This is a genomic window from Arthrobacter sp. 210 2, from assembly GCF_059093025.1.
Window position 1 is genome coordinate 140,996 of record NZ_JBNHIE010000003.1, and the last position, 16,151, is coordinate 157,146.

Annotated in this window: 15 protein-coding genes; 10 read left to right on the top strand and 5 right to left on the bottom strand. The window is 66.5% G+C overall.

Features of this window, described 5'->3' with window-relative positions:
- The first annotated feature begins 106 nt into the window (after positions 1-106).
- The 5 genes from AC5RWA_RS07955 (at position 107) to AC5RWA_RS07975 (ending at position 4,714) form a co-directional block, all read left to right on the top strand.
- Positions 107-883 (top strand): class F sortase, encoded by a 777-nt coding sequence (locus AC5RWA_RS07955; protein ID WP_494057186.1) that lies wholly within the window; start codon positions 107-109, stop codon positions 881-883.
- Between the two features lie 54 nt (positions 884-937).
- Positions 938-1,456 (top strand): universal stress protein, encoded by a 519-nt coding sequence (locus AC5RWA_RS07960; protein WP_494057187.1) that lies wholly within the window; start codon positions 938-940, stop codon positions 1,454-1,456.
- A 266-nt stretch (positions 1,457-1,722) separates the two neighbouring features.
- A complete protein-coding gene (locus AC5RWA_RS07965; RefSeq protein WP_494057188.1) occupies positions 1,723-2,064 on the top strand; it encodes a metal-sensitive transcriptional regulator in 342 nt (113 codons plus the stop codon).
- Between the two features lie 58 nt (positions 2,065-2,122).
- Positions 2,123-2,362, top strand: a complete 240-nt coding sequence (locus AC5RWA_RS07970) for a heavy-metal-associated domain-containing protein (RefSeq protein ID WP_115526069.1) — start codon at positions 2,123-2,125, stop codon at positions 2,360-2,362.
- A gap of 21 nt (positions 2,363-2,383) precedes the next feature.
- Complete coding sequence (locus AC5RWA_RS07975; protein WP_494057189.1) at positions 2,384-4,714, top strand: heavy metal translocating P-type ATPase; 2,331 nt, start codon at positions 2,384-2,386, stop codon at positions 4,712-4,714.
- On the opposite strand, the gene AC5RWA_RS07980 is transcribed toward AC5RWA_RS07975, so the two are convergent.
- Positions 4,715-4,987 carry a DUF2277 domain-containing protein gene (locus tag AC5RWA_RS07980; protein WP_079598081.1) on the bottom strand — a complete coding sequence of 91 codons (273 nt, stop codon included), beginning with the start codon at positions 4,985-4,987 and terminating at the stop codon, positions 4,715-4,717.
- Positions 4,988-5,199: 212 nt separating this feature from the next.
- Between AC5RWA_RS07980 and AC5RWA_RS07985 the strand changes: the two genes are divergently transcribed.
- Positions 5,200-5,466: a WXG100 family type VII secretion target gene (locus AC5RWA_RS07985; RefSeq protein ID WP_079597892.1), complete on the top strand. Its 267-nt coding sequence runs from the start codon at positions 5,200-5,202 to the stop codon at positions 5,464-5,466.
- Between the two features lie 93 nt (positions 5,467-5,559).
- Here the strand turns inward: AC5RWA_RS07985 and AC5RWA_RS07990 are convergent, their stop codons facing one another.
- A complete protein-coding gene (locus AC5RWA_RS07990) occupies positions 5,560-6,621 on the bottom strand; it encodes an EamA family transporter (RefSeq protein WP_494057190.1) in 1,062 nt (353 codons plus the stop codon).
- A gap of 71 nt (positions 6,622-6,692) precedes the next feature.
- Between AC5RWA_RS07990 and AC5RWA_RS07995 the strand changes: the two genes are divergently transcribed.
- Entirely contained in the window at positions 6,693-7,238 is a 546-nt protein-coding gene (locus AC5RWA_RS07995; protein ID WP_079597894.1) for a CGNR zinc finger domain-containing protein, read from the top strand.
- Between the two features lie 25 nt (positions 7,239-7,263).
- Here AC5RWA_RS07995 and AC5RWA_RS08000 read toward each other — a convergent pair whose 3' ends face one another.
- The 3 genes from AC5RWA_RS08000 to AC5RWA_RS08010 form a co-directional block, all read right to left on the bottom strand.
- Entirely contained in the window at positions 7,264-7,620 is a 357-nt protein-coding gene (locus AC5RWA_RS08000) for a hypothetical protein (RefSeq protein ID WP_494057191.1), read from the bottom strand.
- A gap of 104 nt (positions 7,621-7,724) precedes the next feature.
- Positions 7,725-8,315 (bottom strand): DUF308 domain-containing protein, encoded by a 591-nt coding sequence (locus AC5RWA_RS08005; protein ID WP_494057192.1) that lies wholly within the window; start codon positions 8,313-8,315, stop codon positions 7,725-7,727.
- 25 nt (positions 8,316-8,340) lie between these two features.
- Complete coding sequence (locus tag AC5RWA_RS08010; protein WP_494057193.1) at positions 8,341-9,693, bottom strand: MATE family efflux transporter; 1,353 nt, start codon at positions 9,691-9,693, stop codon at positions 8,341-8,343.
- A gap of 191 nt (positions 9,694-9,884) precedes the next feature.
- Between AC5RWA_RS08010 and AC5RWA_RS08015 the strand changes: the two genes are divergently transcribed.
- The 3 genes from AC5RWA_RS08015 (at position 9,885) to AC5RWA_RS08025 (ending at position 16,144) form a co-directional block, all read left to right on the top strand.
- Complete coding sequence (locus AC5RWA_RS08015) at positions 9,885-10,319, top strand: DoxX family protein (protein ID WP_079597898.1); 435 nt, start codon at positions 9,885-9,887, stop codon at positions 10,317-10,319.
- A gap of 337 nt (positions 10,320-10,656) precedes the next feature.
- Positions 10,657-15,060 (top strand): rhamnogalacturonan lyase family protein, encoded by a 4,404-nt coding sequence (locus AC5RWA_RS08020; protein WP_494057194.1) that lies wholly within the window; start codon positions 10,657-10,659, stop codon positions 15,058-15,060.
- Positions 15,061-15,172: 112 nt separating this feature from the next.
- Positions 15,173-16,144 carry an acyl-CoA thioesterase gene (locus AC5RWA_RS08025; protein ID WP_494057195.1) on the top strand — a complete coding sequence of 324 codons (972 nt, stop codon included), beginning with the start codon at positions 15,173-15,175 and terminating at the stop codon, positions 16,142-16,144.
- The last annotated feature ends 7 nt before the right edge of the window (positions 16,145-16,151 follow it).

Consider the following 16,151-nt stretch of genomic DNA (forward strand, 5'->3'; position numbering starts at 1 on the left):
CCGCCCGTGCCGCAACCAGCGGCCACCTGACAAGGAAGGCGTTCCGCCAGTGCCCGGCGGGACGCCTTCCTTCCTTTTCATTCCGAGAACAGCGATGAGGAGCCCAATGTCCCGGGAACGCAGCCGGCACTCCGCCCAGATCCGGCCCCGCTGGCGCCGCTGGCGCCGCTGGCGCCGCTGGAACCGCGGCGACCTTGCCATCCTGCTGTGCGGCGTCCTCGCCTTCCTGTCCATCACGTTCGGCGGGCCGCTTCTCCAGCTGACCCAACCGGCCGCCGTCGGCAGCTCAGCGCCCACTGCCGCCGACGTTCAGTCTTTGGAGCCGGCGCCCATCGCGGCAACCGGCCCGCCGGAAGGAACGGTTGCTGCCCCGGCTGCTCCCGCGACGCCGGGGGAAGGCACGACGGCGGCGCCGCCTGTGCAGGAGCCGGCCCTTCCAGCGGCGGCAGCCCCGGTACGCATCCGCTATCCGTCTGCAGGCTTCGATGTGCCGGTGCACCCTTTGCAGCCCGACAGTGCCGCACAGGCGAGCCAAACGATTGTGCCGCCCGAGACGAAGGACGGTTACTGGCTTACACCGTTCGGGATGCCCGGAGCCGGGTCGGCCAACACAACCTATGTGATCGGCCATAGCTGGGATGGCGCCGAGGCGCCCTTCAACCACCTGAGTTCCGCCGCTGCGGTGGGCCACCGCTTCGACGTCGACACCACGGCCGGAACCATGACCTACCAGGTGGAGAACGTCACGACGTACCTGAAGTCCAGCCTGAAGGACAGTCCTGTCTGGGACATCGTGCCCAACCGCCTGGTCCTCATCAGCTGCTACACCGAGGACCCGTGGGGAAAGAACGTGGTGGTGACGGCCTCACCTGCGGTTTCATAAGGAATCAAGGTCCCGTACCTGTTCAGGGGCCTGTTACCGGGCGGACAATGGGCTATGACATCCGAACGATTCAGCGGCACGGCCCCGCTGCTGGTGGGGATCATGCCCAAGCAGCACCCGGAGGTCCTGCAGACCGCGGCTGTCCTCGCCGCCCGGTTGGGCGCGCCGCTGGTGTGCGCCTACGTGGATGAAGCCAGCTACCTGGTGGAATGGGACCCGGCGCGCTCAGCACACCGGCTTTCCCTGCACCCGGATGCTGACGATGATGACATCCGCGCCCTGACAACCGGATTGAAGGCGGACGTCCAGGCCGCGGTGGAAAAGGTGCCGTCCGGGAGCGGCAGCGTGGAGTGGACGCTCCGCACGCTTTCCGGCGATCCGGCCCGGGCATTGGGCCGGTTGGCGGCGGAAACCAACGCGCCGATGATTATTGTCGGTACTTCGGAACGCGGCTTCTCCCATCGCCTCTCGGAAGCGCTGAACGGATCGGTGGGGGCCTGGCTGAGCCATCACCAAAGCAGGCCGGTACTGGTGGTCCCGTACAAAATGCCCGCCCACGAGGACCGGCCCTAAGCACTGCCGGGACCGCTTCTCAGGCCCTCGAATAATAAAGCGAAAGTAGTTATTCGCAGTGCTGGCGGAGGGCGCTACCAGCCAGTAAGCTGATTCAAGCAGGCCGGATCCACCTGAGGTGGATCCCGCGTTTGCCCAAAAGCTGCTCCGGAGTGCGTATCCCCCAATAACGCACTCCGGATCTTTTTTGTGCCAAAACCGGCGACCCGCGGCATACCCCCTATGGGTACTTGGCGTTATACCCCCAAGGGGTATACCGTGGACACATGAACCCTACGGAAGAAGCAGTCGCGTCCGAAGCGGACTCCGCACCGGACCACGGGTACACCGGCAACAAGGAGGCCTACCTCCGGCGCCTGAAGCGCATTGAAGGCCAGGTGAGGGGAATCGCGCGGATGGTGGATGAGGACAAATACTGCATCGACATCCTCACCCAGGTCTCCGCCGTCACCAAGGCCCTGCATGCCGTCAGCCTGGGCCTGGTGGAAGAGCATATCGGCCATTGCGTGGTGGGTGCCGCCTCCGAACCGGACCCGGCCGCCCGCGCCGAAGCCATTGATGCCAAAGTCAAGGAAGCTGCCGACGCCATCGGCCGGCTGCTTCGCTGACAGCTACCCCCCCAACGCCATCGCCGGCTACCGCCGGCAAGACCTAAAGGAGCCAGCCATGAGCACCACCTCCCCCACCACCACGACCGTCAGCGTCTCCGGAATGACCTGCGGCCACTGCATCTCGGCGGTCAGTGAAGAACTCGAAGCCCTCGCGGGGGTGGAAGCCGTGGACGTCGAACTCAATGCGGGCGGCATCTCCACCGTCACCATCACGTCCGCGCAAGAGCTTTCGCCCTCCGAAATCGGCGAGGCGGTGGCAGAGGCCGGCTACCTGGTCGTCGCCAACGAAGCCTAGAAAGGTCCCGGGACAACGGACATGAGTTCCCAGGAACTGCTCCACCCGCCGGGCAACCGGGTGGTGGAGCTGGATATCGAGGGCATGACCTGCGCCTCCTGCGTCAACCGCGTGGAAAAGAAGCTCGGCAAACTCGACGGCGTGCAGGCCTCAGTCAACCTCCCGCTGGAATCCGCCCACGTAACCGTGCCCCCAGGAATCACGGACGAGCAACTGATTAACACGGTCAACGCGGCAGGCTACAAGGCAAAAGTCCGCCAGCCGCACCGTCCGAGCCAAAGTGCCGGCCAGGCCACCGATGCCCCAGAAGTAGTACCTGCCGCCGAGGACCACATGGCCCACGCCGCGGCATCACGGCTCCGGCCCCGCCTGATTTTGGCTGCCGTCCTGACGGTGCCCGTATTCCTGGTCTCCATGTTCCCGGCATTCCAGTTTCCGCACTGGGGCTGGGCGGCGGCTGCCTTGGCGCTGCCGGTGGTGACGTGGGCGGCCTGGCCCTTCCACCGGGCAGCGGCCATCAACGCGCGGCACCTGGCCTCCACCATGGACACGCTGGTATCCATCGGTGTTGCCGCGGCTTACCTATTCTCCGCCTGGCAGCTGTTCCTGGATCCCCGCATGACCGAACACCCGGGCATGGAGGGGATGGAGACCGGTGGCCTGTACTTCGAGGTAGCGGCGGTGGTCACCACCTTCCTGCTGCTGGGCCGGTACCTGGAGGCTACCGCCAAGCAGAAGGCAGGCGACGCCCTGCAGGCCCTCCTCAACCTGGGCGCCAAGGATGCCACCGTGCTGCGCGGCGGCATGGAACACCGAATCCCGGCGGACCAGCTCCAGGTGGGTGACGTCCTGGTGGTGCGGCCCGGCGAAAAAATTGCAACCGACGGCCTGGTGGTCGAGGGGCATTCGGCGGTGGACGCGTCCCTGGTGACAGGTGAGTCAGTACCGGTGGAAGTGGGACCGGACAGCCCCGTGACCGGCGCAACCATCAACACCTCCGGCAGGCTGCTGGTCAAGGCAACACGGGTCGGCTCAGAAACCACCCTGGCGCAGATGGCACGCCTCGTGTCCCAGGCGCAGACCGGCAAGGCACCCATCGCACGCCTCGCCGACCGCATCAGCGCCGTCTTCGTTCCGGTGGTCCTGGCCATCGCCGCGGCCACCTTCCTGCTGTGGCTCCTGCTGGCCGGCCCGGACCTTGCGGACGGGCTGCGGCCCGCGTTCACCGCCGCCGTCGCCGTCCTGGTCATCGCCTGCCCCTGCGCCCTGGGGCTCGCCACTCCCGTGGGCCTGCTGACGGGCACGGGACGGGGCGCGCAGCTGGGCATCCTCATCAAGGGACCGCAGGTCCTCGAGGACACCCGGTCCGTGGACACCATCCTGCTGGACAAGACCGGGACCGTGACCACGGGCGTCCTCGCCGTTGATGCCACGGTGGCATTCGAGGGCTTCCGGGAAGATGAGGTCCTCCGGCTGGCCGGAGCGGTGGAGTCGGCGTCGGAGCACCCCGTGGCCCACGCCATTGCGGCAGCGGCCAGAGACGCACAGGCAGCGAACGACGGCGGTTTCCTCCCTCCCGTGCAGGACTTCCGTTCCGCCCCGGGCGGCGGAGTCTCGGGAATCGTGGGCGGGAAGCTGGTGACCGCCGGCAGGACCGGGTGGCTGCAGCACAACGGCGTCACGCCCGCCAGTAGTCAGCAGGCGGTACTGGCGGCAGCGGAAGCCGCCGGCGCCACCGCCGTCTGGGTTGCCGTGGATGGGACTCCTGCCGGCATCATCAGCCTGCGGGACACCATCAAGGAAGGCTCGGCCGCAGCGGTGGCCAGGCTGAAGCAACTGGGGCTGCGCCCCATCCTGCTGACGGGTGACAACGCCGCAGTGGCCGCCCAGGTGGCGGCCGCCGTCGGCATCGATCCAAAGGACGTCCATGCCGGTGTCCTGCCGGAAGGGAAAGTCGAGGCGGTCCGCACACTGCAGGCCCAAGGCGCCACCGTGGCCATGGCCGGTGACGGCGTGAATGACGCTGCCGCCCTGGCCCAGGCGGACCTCGGCATTGCCATGGGTTCCGGAACGGACGTGGCCATCGAGGCCGCCGACCTGACGGTGATGGGCAACGACCTCGCGCAGGTGGCCCAGGCCATCGAGCTGTCCAGGAGGACCCTGGCCACCATCAAGACCAACCTTTTCTGGGCGTTTTTCTACAACGCCGTGGGCATCCCGGTGGCCGCACTGGGGCTGCTCAACCCAATGATCGCCGGCGGCGCGATGGCAGCCAGTTCCGTCCTGGTGGTAGCCAATTCTTTGAGGCTGCGCAGCTTCGGAAAACAACCACAGCGGGCGGCGAAAAACTAGTCAGGCCGCGCCGTACCGCACTGCGGCGCGGGCCTTGGCTTTGGCTGCCTCGGTTTCCCGGTCCTTGGGAGGCGCCTGCGAGACCAGGGAATCCAGGAGGTGCTGGGTGATGTGGGCGATCTCGTGCACCGCCTCCTCGAAGGCTTCCTGGTTGGCCTTGGAAGGCTTGGTGCTGCCGCTGACTTTCCGCACATACTGCAGCGCTGCGGCGTGCACTTCCTCGGAAGTGGCGTGCGGCTCGAAGTTGTGGAGGGTTCGGATATTCCGGCACATAAGGCCATGCTAGGCTCTGGAGCGCCTGGGATCGACCCCTCCTGCACAGGATGCGGGCACCCGACTATGGGGAGCACGGCATGGGCAGGGGTGCCCATCGACACTGTTTTGACGGCCGGGGTAGGTTTTAGGCAATGGATCTTCCGGACAAGCCGGGGGCCGCTGGGGATGCCGACCTGGTTCGGATCCACTCACCACACAAGGAGAAACTGATGGCTATTTGGGGTGCAGACGTTGAGCAGCTTCGTACGCTCGGCAGCAGGCTACAGCAGGGCGCGGACGTCATCGAATCGCAGCGCAGCAATCTCACCGCTCTTCTGGACAACACACAGTGGCTGGGACCGGATGCTGACAAGTTCAAGGAGCAGTGGAGGGGCGAGCACACCACCAGGCTGAACCAGGTCGCTGAAGCACTCAAGGAAGCCAGCAACCGGGCAAAGCAGAACGCCGACCAGCAGTTCCAGGCCTCCCAGGGCTAGCCTTCGCGTTGGAAACACTTGGCAGGGCCGGACACCGTGTGGTGTCCGGCCCTGCTGGTTTTAACCCTCCGGCCGGCCCTCGCGGTGCGGCACTTAGGGGACGGGTTCGACGTCGTTGGCGTGCTCCAGCGGTGACGTCGCCTGTGCCCTGGCTTCCTTGTTCGCCGTGGTTGTGACTGCACCGCGCAGGGGCGGCACCGGGGCCCGCAGTTCGTCAAGCCGGACCAGGATGACACCGCCCACAATGAGGACGCCGCCCAGGAGCTGCACAGCCCCCGGCAGTTCCCCCAGCAGCAGCCAGGCCCAGATCACGGCAAAGAGGACCTCGGTCAGCGACACGAAGGACGCCACCTTGGAACCCAGCGCGCGGGCGGCCATGATGCCCGAGACGTAGGCCAAAACCGTCGCCAGGACCACCAGGCCGGCCAGCGGGACCCACCACGGCGTGGTCCAGGGGCCGAGTTTCGTGTCTGCGGCGCTGAAGGCCATGGGGAGAAGGCCGGTGGCTGCGGCAAGCCACATCACGGCCGCACCCACCATCAGGCCGCCCGAGGCCAGCACGATGGGCGGCAGGGTGTCGTTTTCCTTCGCGGTGATGAAAAAGTAGATGGCCAGGCAGACCGCCGCTGCAATGCCCCAGAGCACGCCCACCGGATCCACCTTTACCGCACCGGTAAGGTCCAGGACCAGCACAAGGCCGGCCAAGGAGAGCAGGGTTCCCCCGAAGGTGAGTGCCCGGGGACGCTTCCGGCTGGCGGCCCAGAGCCACAACACGATGATGACGGGTGCCAGGTACTCGAGGAGGAGGGCAACGCCCACGGACAGACGGGCCACGGCATTGAAGTAGAACAACTGGCATGCGGCCACGCCGATCAGTCCGAACAGGAGGACGGTCACCCAGTTGTCCCGCAGCTGGTGCCAGCGCCCCCGCAGTGCGGGAATGGCCGGAATGGCGAGGATCAACGCGGCGCCCGTGAGCCGGGCCGTCACGGCGGCTCCCGGCGTCCATCCGGTTTCCAGCAGCGCTTTGGCGAATGAGCCGGAAAGCCCGAAGACGGCGGAGGAGAACAGCGCCACCCCCAGCCCGGATGCCAGGAACCCCCGCCGGGCAGTGGGTGTTTGGCGGTTCTGGGCGTGGTTGTTGGCGGCAGGCACCGTCGCCTCCTGTCAGGAGTAAAGTGGGGTAATGGTCATGACACTACGCTTCCGCGCTGTAAGGAGTCAAGATGGTTTTTGCCCCTGACACTGAGGTGGCACTGCGCACCGTGGTAAATCTCATCAACTCCGCGGCGAACGGCAGGGAAGAGCTTGCGGCACAGGCGGACCTGGACAGTTTTTTGGCCGCCGAAGGCTTTTCGGGTTCCAGGACCCGGGACGAGGCGGAGCTCGCGAGCGTCCGGGAGCTCCGGCGCCAGTTGGCGGCAGTGTGGACCGCAAGTGAAGATGCAGCGGTGGAAACTGTGAACCGGCTGCTGCGCGAGGCGAACGCATTGCCCCAGTTGGTCAAGCACGATCGCTGGGATTGGCACCTGCACGCCACTACGCCGGAGGCGCCGCTGGCAGACCGGATGAGCACGGAAGCGGCCATGGCGCTGGCGGACGTCATCCGCGGCAAGGAGATGGACCGGCTGCGCACATGCGAGGCCGAAGACTGCGACGCCGCCGTTCTGGACCTCAGCCGGAACCGGTCAAAGCGTTACTGCGACACCGGTAATTGCGCCAACCGGATGCACGTGGCTGCCTACCGGGCGCGGCAGGCAGCAGCAGGCTAGCAGTACTGCCATTCAGGGTGGCGGGTCAGCGGTCCGAGGGCCCCTCGGGTCCGGCCTCGGAAGCGGGCGGATTCTGTGCGCCAGGGGCGCCGAAGCCGTGGGATGGCTTTTTCGAGGTGAGGTTGACGCCCGAGCCTTTGCCAAGGTGCTCGGCATTTTCCTTGTAGCTCATGGACAGCATGGCCGCTATCACCAGGGTGACGATGAACGCAATGCCGGCGCCGGTGAAGGCAAGGTCGAAGCGCGGGGTCTTGGCGCTGCCACCGGAGGCAAAGATCAGGACTGCCACGAAGGTGACGACGGCCCAGAACGCGGAGAACATCAGCGGCCCCTTCACCGAGGTCCGCAGCTTGCGCGGTTTTCCTGGATGCTGGTCTGCCACGGTGAATCCTCCCTGCAGGCGGCACGCTGCCGTCCTGGTTTACGTAGTGCGGTGGTTCGCCCGGCCCTATTTTTCTACAGCGAGTAGAACCGCGCCTTCCTAGTTTACGGCTTTCCGGCCCCGCCCCGGGCATCGTGCTTGAGCGTCAGGCCGGAGAGTACCCACAGGACGCCCGAAATGATTGCCCCGCCACCGGCCACTCCGAGCAGGGCATGCGCACCCAGGTTGATGAAGAAGGGCAGGACGGCGGCGGTTCCCAGGCCAATGATGCCGGACGCAATCCAGTCCCGTGCCAGGACGTGCCGGCCGCGGAACCGCAGGCCGCACCACAGCTCCAGGGCTCCGGCCACGCCCAGGCCGAGGGCTGCTATGACGCCAAAAAGCAGGTCGCTGTGCATCAGCACCAGGGCGAAACCTGCACCCGTGAGCACTGAACCCGCAGCGGAGAGCAGCTTGCCCGGCGTGGATTCCCGGGCGAACCCGGTGGCGGGAGCGCCCCAAAGGGAAACAACGCCGGTGGCCAGCAGGTACAGTCCGCCGGCCCAGCCCATGACCTCGACGGAGGGCGATGGCCAGAAAATGGTCACTGCACCAAACACGAGGGCCGCCGCCGAGCGGAGCAGCACCGGCTTCCACAGGTCGGGCCGGGGTGTAGTTCCCGCTGCTGCGCCTGCGGGTGTTATTGGTTGCGTCACCGGTCCAGTTTAGTGGGGCGGACCGCTAGGCCGAACCCAGGACCATCCACCGGTCCGACCTCGCGCGCACCCCGAGGGTGACGGCGCGGGCCGCCATATAGCCCACCGCGAAAGCGGCCCACAGCCAGCCCAGGCCGGCTGCGCCCCCCGCACCGGAGATCGCAACAGCGGCGAGCAGCGGCGCATACACGGCAAGGTTGACCAGCCCCGCAAGGGCCAGGTACTTGGCGTCGCCGGCGCCGATCAGCACGCCGTCCAGCACAAAGACGTAGCCGGCGATTGGCTGCCCCGCCGCAAGGATCCATAAAGCGACGGCCAGCACGGACTGGACCTGCTGGTCGGACGTGAACAGGGCTCCTGCCCAGGGGGCCACCGCGGCGAGCAGTAGGCCCGTCGCCACTCCAAAGCCGGTTCCCCAGCGGATCATGGTGCCGGTGAGCAGGCGCGCCTTGCCCGCGTTGGAGGCGCCCAGTTCCTTGCCGATCAGTGCCTGCGCGGCGATGGCCAGGGCATCCAGTGCGAAGGCCAGGAACGAAAAGATGGTCATTGCGAGCTGGTGGGCAGCGAGGTTGACTGCGCCCTGCGCGGTAACCACCAGCACGGTCACGAGGATGGCTGCGCGCAGGCTGAGCGTGCGCAGCATCAGCCAGGACCCCACGCGGGTCATGCTGCGGATGCCCCGCCAGCTGGGCAGGAGGCTGACGCCGTGGCGGACCGCGTTGCGGCGCACCATTACGAGGTAGACCGCCGCCATGGCCCACTGCGCCACGCTGGTTCCCACCGCCGAGCCCGTGACAGACCAGCCCAGTCCGTAGACCAGCCACAGGTTCAGGACGATGTTCAGGCCGAAGCCGGCGGTGGCCACCACCAGCGGGGTCCGCGTATCCTGCAGTCCGCGGAGAACGCCCGTGCCGGCGAAGATGAGCAGCATGGCCACCAGGCCGGGCATGGACCAGCGCAGGTAGTCCACGGCGAAGGCCTGCACCTCGCCTTCCGCGCCCATCAGGCCAATCAACGGTTCCGCAGCCGCGAAGCCGGCAACCGCAAGGCCCACGCCGAGCAGCAGTGCCAGCCACACGCCGTCGCGCCCGGCCGCCAGGGCCTTGCCCAGTTGCCCGTCGCCAATGGCGCGGGCGACGGCCGGGGTGGTGGAATACGCGAGGAAGACCATCAGTCCGACGGCGGTGTGCAGCACCGCGGACGCCAGTCCGACGCCGGCCAGTTGTGCCACGCCGAGATGCCCCACGATGGCGGAATCCGCCAGCAGGAACAGCGGCTCGGCCACGAGTGCCCCGAAAGCAGGGACGGCGAGGCGGAGTATTTCCCGGGCATGGCCCCTGCGGGACTCCACGGGAAGGGAGGGCGATTGTTGCGGCACCGTGCCAGCTTAACCTTCCGTGACATTCACCCGCCGGTCGTGCGGCCGGACATGACAAAGCCCACAGTTCCACCTAAATAGTTGACTCTTCAACCTTTCGTGCGGAAGACTGGATACCTCAAGCCGCTGTGATCCGTCCCTGCTTGCACACCTGTCCAGCTCCGACCAAAATCCGAAACGGTGGATCTTCCATGAACCAGTCCCGACTTACCACTACCGCCATCACCGCCCTCCGCATCGTCCTGGGCTTCCTCTTTGCCGCCCATGGCTGGCAGAAGTTCAGCGAGTGGACCATCGCAGGCACCCAGGCCTCGTTCGCCAAGATGGGCGTGCCGGCCGCCGAGATTGCAGCCCCGGCCGTCGCCGTCCTGGAACTGGCCGGCGGAATCGCCCTGATCCTGGGCATCCTCACCCGGGTGGTTGCCGCCCTCCTGGCCCTGGATATGCTCGGCGCCCTGTTCCTGGTGCACGCCTCAGCCGGCGTCTTCGCCGCCAACGGCGGCTACGAACTGGTCCTGCTCCTGGCCGCTGCCGCATTCGCACTGGCACTCACCGGCGCGGGCCGCGTCTCCGTGGACCGCGCCCTCTTTGGCCGCAGCAACTCCAAGCTGGCAGTCCTGGCCTAACCACGGCCACCAAAACACCGCTCGACGGCGGCTGAGCACCTAGGGTGCCCGGCCGCCGTCGGCGTTTATTCGGCGAAATATCGAACATTGAGGAACAGCCCGGACCATAAAGGCGCAGGAAAGATTGGGGAAACGCTTGCCAGCCTGCTGTTGCTGCTGGTAAACCTGTGACTGTTGCAGTGAGAGCTGCATCACCGCACCCCAGGTCTCAGCCTTTCTTCAACTGGTTACTTCCGGGAACCTTCTCCTGCGTCGCGCGCGTCTGCACTGCTGCGCTTTTCTTTTGAATCGTTCCAAAGTAAGGCCGGGGCCGCTTCACCACCGCTCATCGAAGGAGATGTCCGTGAAGAAACCCCCGCAAGCAAAACCAGGCGCCGAGGCAGGGCCGCCGCAGCGCCGCAGGATCCTTACCTCGGGCACCAAGGCTGCCACCGCGGCTGTTGCCTCTGCCGCGATCGCTTTGACCGGCCTCCCGCCGGTCCACGCGGACACCACCGCACTGCCGCCCGTGGGCAGCGGGTTCAAGTTTGATTTTGGCCCCGGTTCCACGGCTGAGGGCTACACGCACGTGGACGCCGACAGCCAATACTCCGCAGCCGGAAAGTTTGGCTTCACCGATACCGCCGTCACCTCGGGAGCAGACCGCGGCACAGGTGACCCCCTCCGCTCGGACTTCGTCCAGGCCCAGGGCAGCACCTTCCTGGTTGACCTGCCGAATGGCGACTACACCGTCAAGCTGACAGCAGGCGACGCTGCGGAAGCAACCAACATCGCCATCACCGCGGAGAAGATGGCCAAAGTCCAGCTCACGGACAAGCCGGCAGGCCAGTACCTGGAGATGGAATTTCCCATCTCGCTGGTGGACGGCCAGCTGAACCTCGACTTCAGCGGCACAGCGGCCAAGATCAACTCACTGGTCATCTCCGCCCGGGCTCCCCGCACGGCCACCACCGATCCCGGCGTCTACCTCGCCGGTGATTCAACCGTGCAGACCTACGACCCCGGATTCGTGCCCCAGGCCGGCTGGGGCCAGATGATCGACCGGTATTTCGACGGTGCTGTGACCTTCCGCAACCACGCCATCGGCGGCCGGAGCTCCAAGAACTTCATCAGCCAGGGACGGCTCGATGAGATCCTGCGGGTCATCAACCCCGGCGATTACCTCATGGTCCAGTTCGGGCACAACGATGCCACCATCGGCGTGGACGACCGCTACGCCTCCCCCGAGGACTACAAGGAGTACCTGCGGACCTACGTCCATGGTGCCCGGCAGCGCGGTGCCACCCCCATCCTGGTCACCCCCGTGGGCCGCCGCGACTTTGACGAGGCCACCGGCAAGTTCCGGGTGAGCTTCCCCGAGTACGTAGCCAAGATGCAGGAACTGGCCACCGAGGAGAATGTGGCCCTGGTGGACCTCTCCGCCTCAAGCCGCGCCTACTACGACGCGATCGGTCCGGAGGACACCAAGTCCGTGTTCCTCCACGTCGACGCCGGCGTCTACCCCAACCGCCCCACCGGAACAGTGGACAACACGCACTTCCAGGAATACGGCGCCATCCAGATCGCCCGCCTGGTGGCCGGCGGAGTGAAGCAGCTCAGCGTTCCGCTGTCCTCCCGCGTCAAGGAAATCGCGCCGCCGTCGTCCGTTCCCGCCACGCCGCAGGGACTCGTGGCCGGCAGCGTTTCCAACGCGGGGGCACTCCTGAAATGGCAGCCCGTTGAGGGTGCGGACATCTACAAGGTGTACCGCAAGCTGGCCTCCGAGCCGGACAGCGCCTACAAGCTCACCACTACCGCAACTGTGCCCACCGCTAACCTGGCGGGACTGGCCGAAGGCACCGCCTACAGCGTCCGCGTCGCGGCCATGAACGGCAAGGGTCCGTCCGAACCCAGCGACGCACTGGCCGTGACCACGAAACAGGCGAAGTACAAGTTCGACTTTGGCCCCGTGGGCGCGCCCGTCGAACCCGGCTACACCGAGGTGAACCGGACCATGGGCTACACCCCGGAACGCGCCTTCGGCTTCAAGGACATCCCGGTCCTCAGCGACCGGGACCGCGGCGCCGTCACCACCAACCTGCTGCGGGACTTCGTCCTGAGCGGCTCGAGCTTCGAGTTCCAGCTGGACGTGCCCAACGGCACCTATGCCCTGAAGACGTACCACAGCGACTGGATCGGCTCCACGCGGACCGACGTGGCCGCCGAAGGCATTCCCTTCGGCCAGGTCTCCTCCAGCCGCGCCTCCTCCGCCACCAAGATCATCAACCAGGTCCTGGTCTCGGACGGGCAGCTGAACCTGGCCATCAGCGGCTCGGGCCAGCGGCTTAACGGCCTGGAGGTCACCCCGCTGCTGGTGGGCCCGACGAACCTGCACACCACAGCGGTCAACGCGGCGGCCGAACCCCCTGCCGTCGACCTGGCCTGGGATGCCGTGGCCGATGCCGCCAGCTACAAGGTCTTCCGTCAGGCGTCCTTCGAGTCCGAACCCCAGGTCATCGCGGAAAACGTGGCCGCCCCTGGGTTCCAGGACACCACTGCCTTCGCCGGCCTGACCTACAAGTACTTCGTCACCGCCGTGGATAGCACCGGCCTTGAATCGGTCCCCTCCAACACGCTGGAGACCGCCCTTGTGGACCCCGGCACGCCCGTGCCCGCGCCCACAACCAAGGTGGACATCAAGGCAGTGGAGAAGACCAGCGTGACCTTGAAATGGCAGAAGGTGGCCAACGCCGCCGCCTACCAGGTCTACCGTTCCACCTCACCTGACGGCCCGTTCGAATACGTTGGCCGGGCCACCGAGGTGAACTACACCGACTACACGGTCCTGACCACCATCAAGTACTACTACCGCGTCACCACCGTGAACAAGGGCGGTGAATCCGCGCCTTCACACGTTGTGGGAACGGAAAAGGTCACCGTGGTCAACCGGCAGATGGAGCAGCTTGACCGGGCACCCGTGGCACTTCTGACGGACGGCGGAGTGCGCGTTGGCTGGCGCATGCTGGGCCTGGACCCGGAGCAGGTGGGCTTCCACGTGATCCGCGACGGCGTGCAGCTCACCGACGAGCCCATCCGCAACAGCACCACCTTCCTGGACCCCTCGGGCACAGCCGCCTCCCGCTACGTCATCAAGAGCGTGGGTAACGGCGGGGAACAGCTCACGGGCGAGTTCACGCCGCTGGCCCGGGGCTACCTGTCCGTGAAGCTGGACAAGCCGGCGGACGACTACACCAAGGACGGGCAGCCCTACAGCTACTCGGCGGGTGACGCGAGCGTCGCCGACCTTGACGGCGACGGCACCTACGAAATCCTCCAGATGTGGTCCCCGTCCAATGCCAAGGACAACTCCCAGGCGGGCTACACCGGTCTTGTCTACGTGGACGCCTACCGGATGGACGGCACCAAACTCTGGCGGATCAACATGGGCCCGAACATCCGTGCGGGCGCCCACTACACCCAGCTGCTGGCCTACGACTTCGACGGCGACGGCAAGGCCGAGGTTGCCATGAAGACGGCGGACGGAACGCGGGACGGTGCCGGCACCGTCATCGGGAACGCCGGGGCCGATTACCGGAACAGCAGCGGCTACGTGCTGACCGGGCCCGAGTTCATCACCGTCTTCCACGGCGCCACCGGCACCGTCATGGACACCGTTGCGTATGAGCCGCCGCGGGGAGACGTGGGGGCCTGGGGTGACACCTACGGCAACCGTGTGGACCGGTTCCTGGGAGCCGTGGCCTACCTCGACGGCGAGCGTCCGTCCATGATGTTCAGCCGCGGCTACTACACCCGCGCCGTCCTGGTCACGTACGACCTCTCCGGCGGCAAGCTGGTCAAGCGCTGGACGTTCGACTCGGACATCAGCGGATCGCAGTACCGGGGCCAGGGCAACCACAACCTGTCCGTCGCGGATGTGGACGCCGACGGCAAGGACGAGTTCGTCTTCGGATCCATGACCATCGACGACAACGGCAAAGCGCTCTACAGCACGGGCCTGGGCCACGGCGATGCCATCCACACCAGCGATCTCGATCCGTCCCGGCCGGGACTGGAGACCTTCGCCGCCCACGAGGATATGGGCTCAAGCGGCAACAAGGGCGCTACGTTCCGGGATTCACGGACAGGTGAAGTGCTCTGGAGCATCCCGGCCACCAAGGACACGGGGCGCGCTGCTGCCGGAGACATCGACCCCCGCCACCCGGGTGCCGAAGGCTGGGCCATCGGCGGCGATGCGGCGTGGAACTCCCCCGTTGGTGAGCTCCGGTCGGCCAAGGGCCAACTGATCGCGGAAAAGATTCCCGCCGCGAACTTCCTGGCCTGGTGGGACGGCGACCTGCTCCGCGAAATCGTCGACCACGACTGGGATGCCACCACCAACACAGGTACGCCCAGCATCGCCAAGTGGAACTGGGGGACGGAGTCCAGCGACAGGCTGCTGACAGCAACCGGTGCCAAGACCAACAACAGCACCAAGGGCAACCCGGCCATCCAGGCCGACTTGCTGGGTGACTGGCGGGAAGAGATCGCCTGGCCGTCAGCAGACAGCACCGAACTGCGGATTTACACCACCTCTTCCGGTACTGACGTCCGCCTGCGGACGCTGATGCACGATCCGGTGTACCGCCTCTCCGTGGCAAGGGAGAACATCTCCTACAACCAGCCGCCGCACCCGGGCTTCTTCATCGGGGAAGGCATGGAGCTTCCTGCCCAGCCGGACATCGTCTACACCCGCGCCGGCTAGTCCCGATTAACACCGACCTGCCCCGTCCGCCGATTCGGCGGGCGGGGCAGTTCTGTTTGTCTCTTTGCCGGGGCGACCGGCGGGTAACCGGGGGCGTCAGTATGATCACAGCATGACGTCCACCGGCACCCCGAATTCCGTAACCCTCCGCTTCCTGGCCGCGCCGATGGACGTGGGCCACAGCGGATCGGTGGACGCCGGCACGGTCCTGGAGTGGGTGGACAAGGCGGCTTATGCGGCGGCCGTGGGCTGGGCGAAGTCCTATTGCGTCACGGCCTACGTGGGGAACATCCACTTTGCGGATCCCGTGAACAGCGGCGACATGGTGGAGGTGGAGGCGACCATCGTGTACACCGGGCGGTCCTCCATGCACATCCGGACTGTTGTGTCCTCGGGAGATCCCAAGGGCGGCGCGGCCACCATGCGCAGCCAGTGCATGGTCATCTTCGTGGCTGTCGGAGAGGATGGCAAACCGATCCCCGTGCAGCAGTTCGAGCCCGTCGCGCCCAAAGAGATTGAGCAGCGGGACCACGCGCTGGCCCGGATCAAGGTCCGCGAGCAGATCGTCGAAGCGATGAACCGGCAGGAATATACGGATGCCGGCACGGCCGAGCGGGTGACACTCCGGTTCATGGCCGCCCCGACGGACGTGAACTGGGGAGGCAAGGTCCACGGCGGAATCGTCATGAAGTGGATCGATGAAGCCGCCTACGTTTGTGCCACCCGCTACTGCGGCCGGGACACCGTGGCGGTGTTCTCGGGCGGAGTCCGTTTCTACCGGCCCCTGCTGATCGGGCACGTGGTGGAGGTGGAGGCCCGCCTCGTGTACACCGGAACCAAGGGTATGCATATTGCGGTACACGTCCGCTCCGGCGACCCCAAGGGCGGCGGGCTCAACCTCACGACGTACTGCCTCACCGTGATGGTGGCGCGCGACGACGAAGGCAACTCAGTGCCGATTCCCGCCTGGGTGCCTGTCAGCGACGAGGATAAGAGGCTGCACGCCCACGCGCGGGAACTTCTCGAGATCAGGGGTACGGCGCCGGGCAACCGGCTCCCCAACCACTTGCTGACCCAGGGCTGACCCGGTT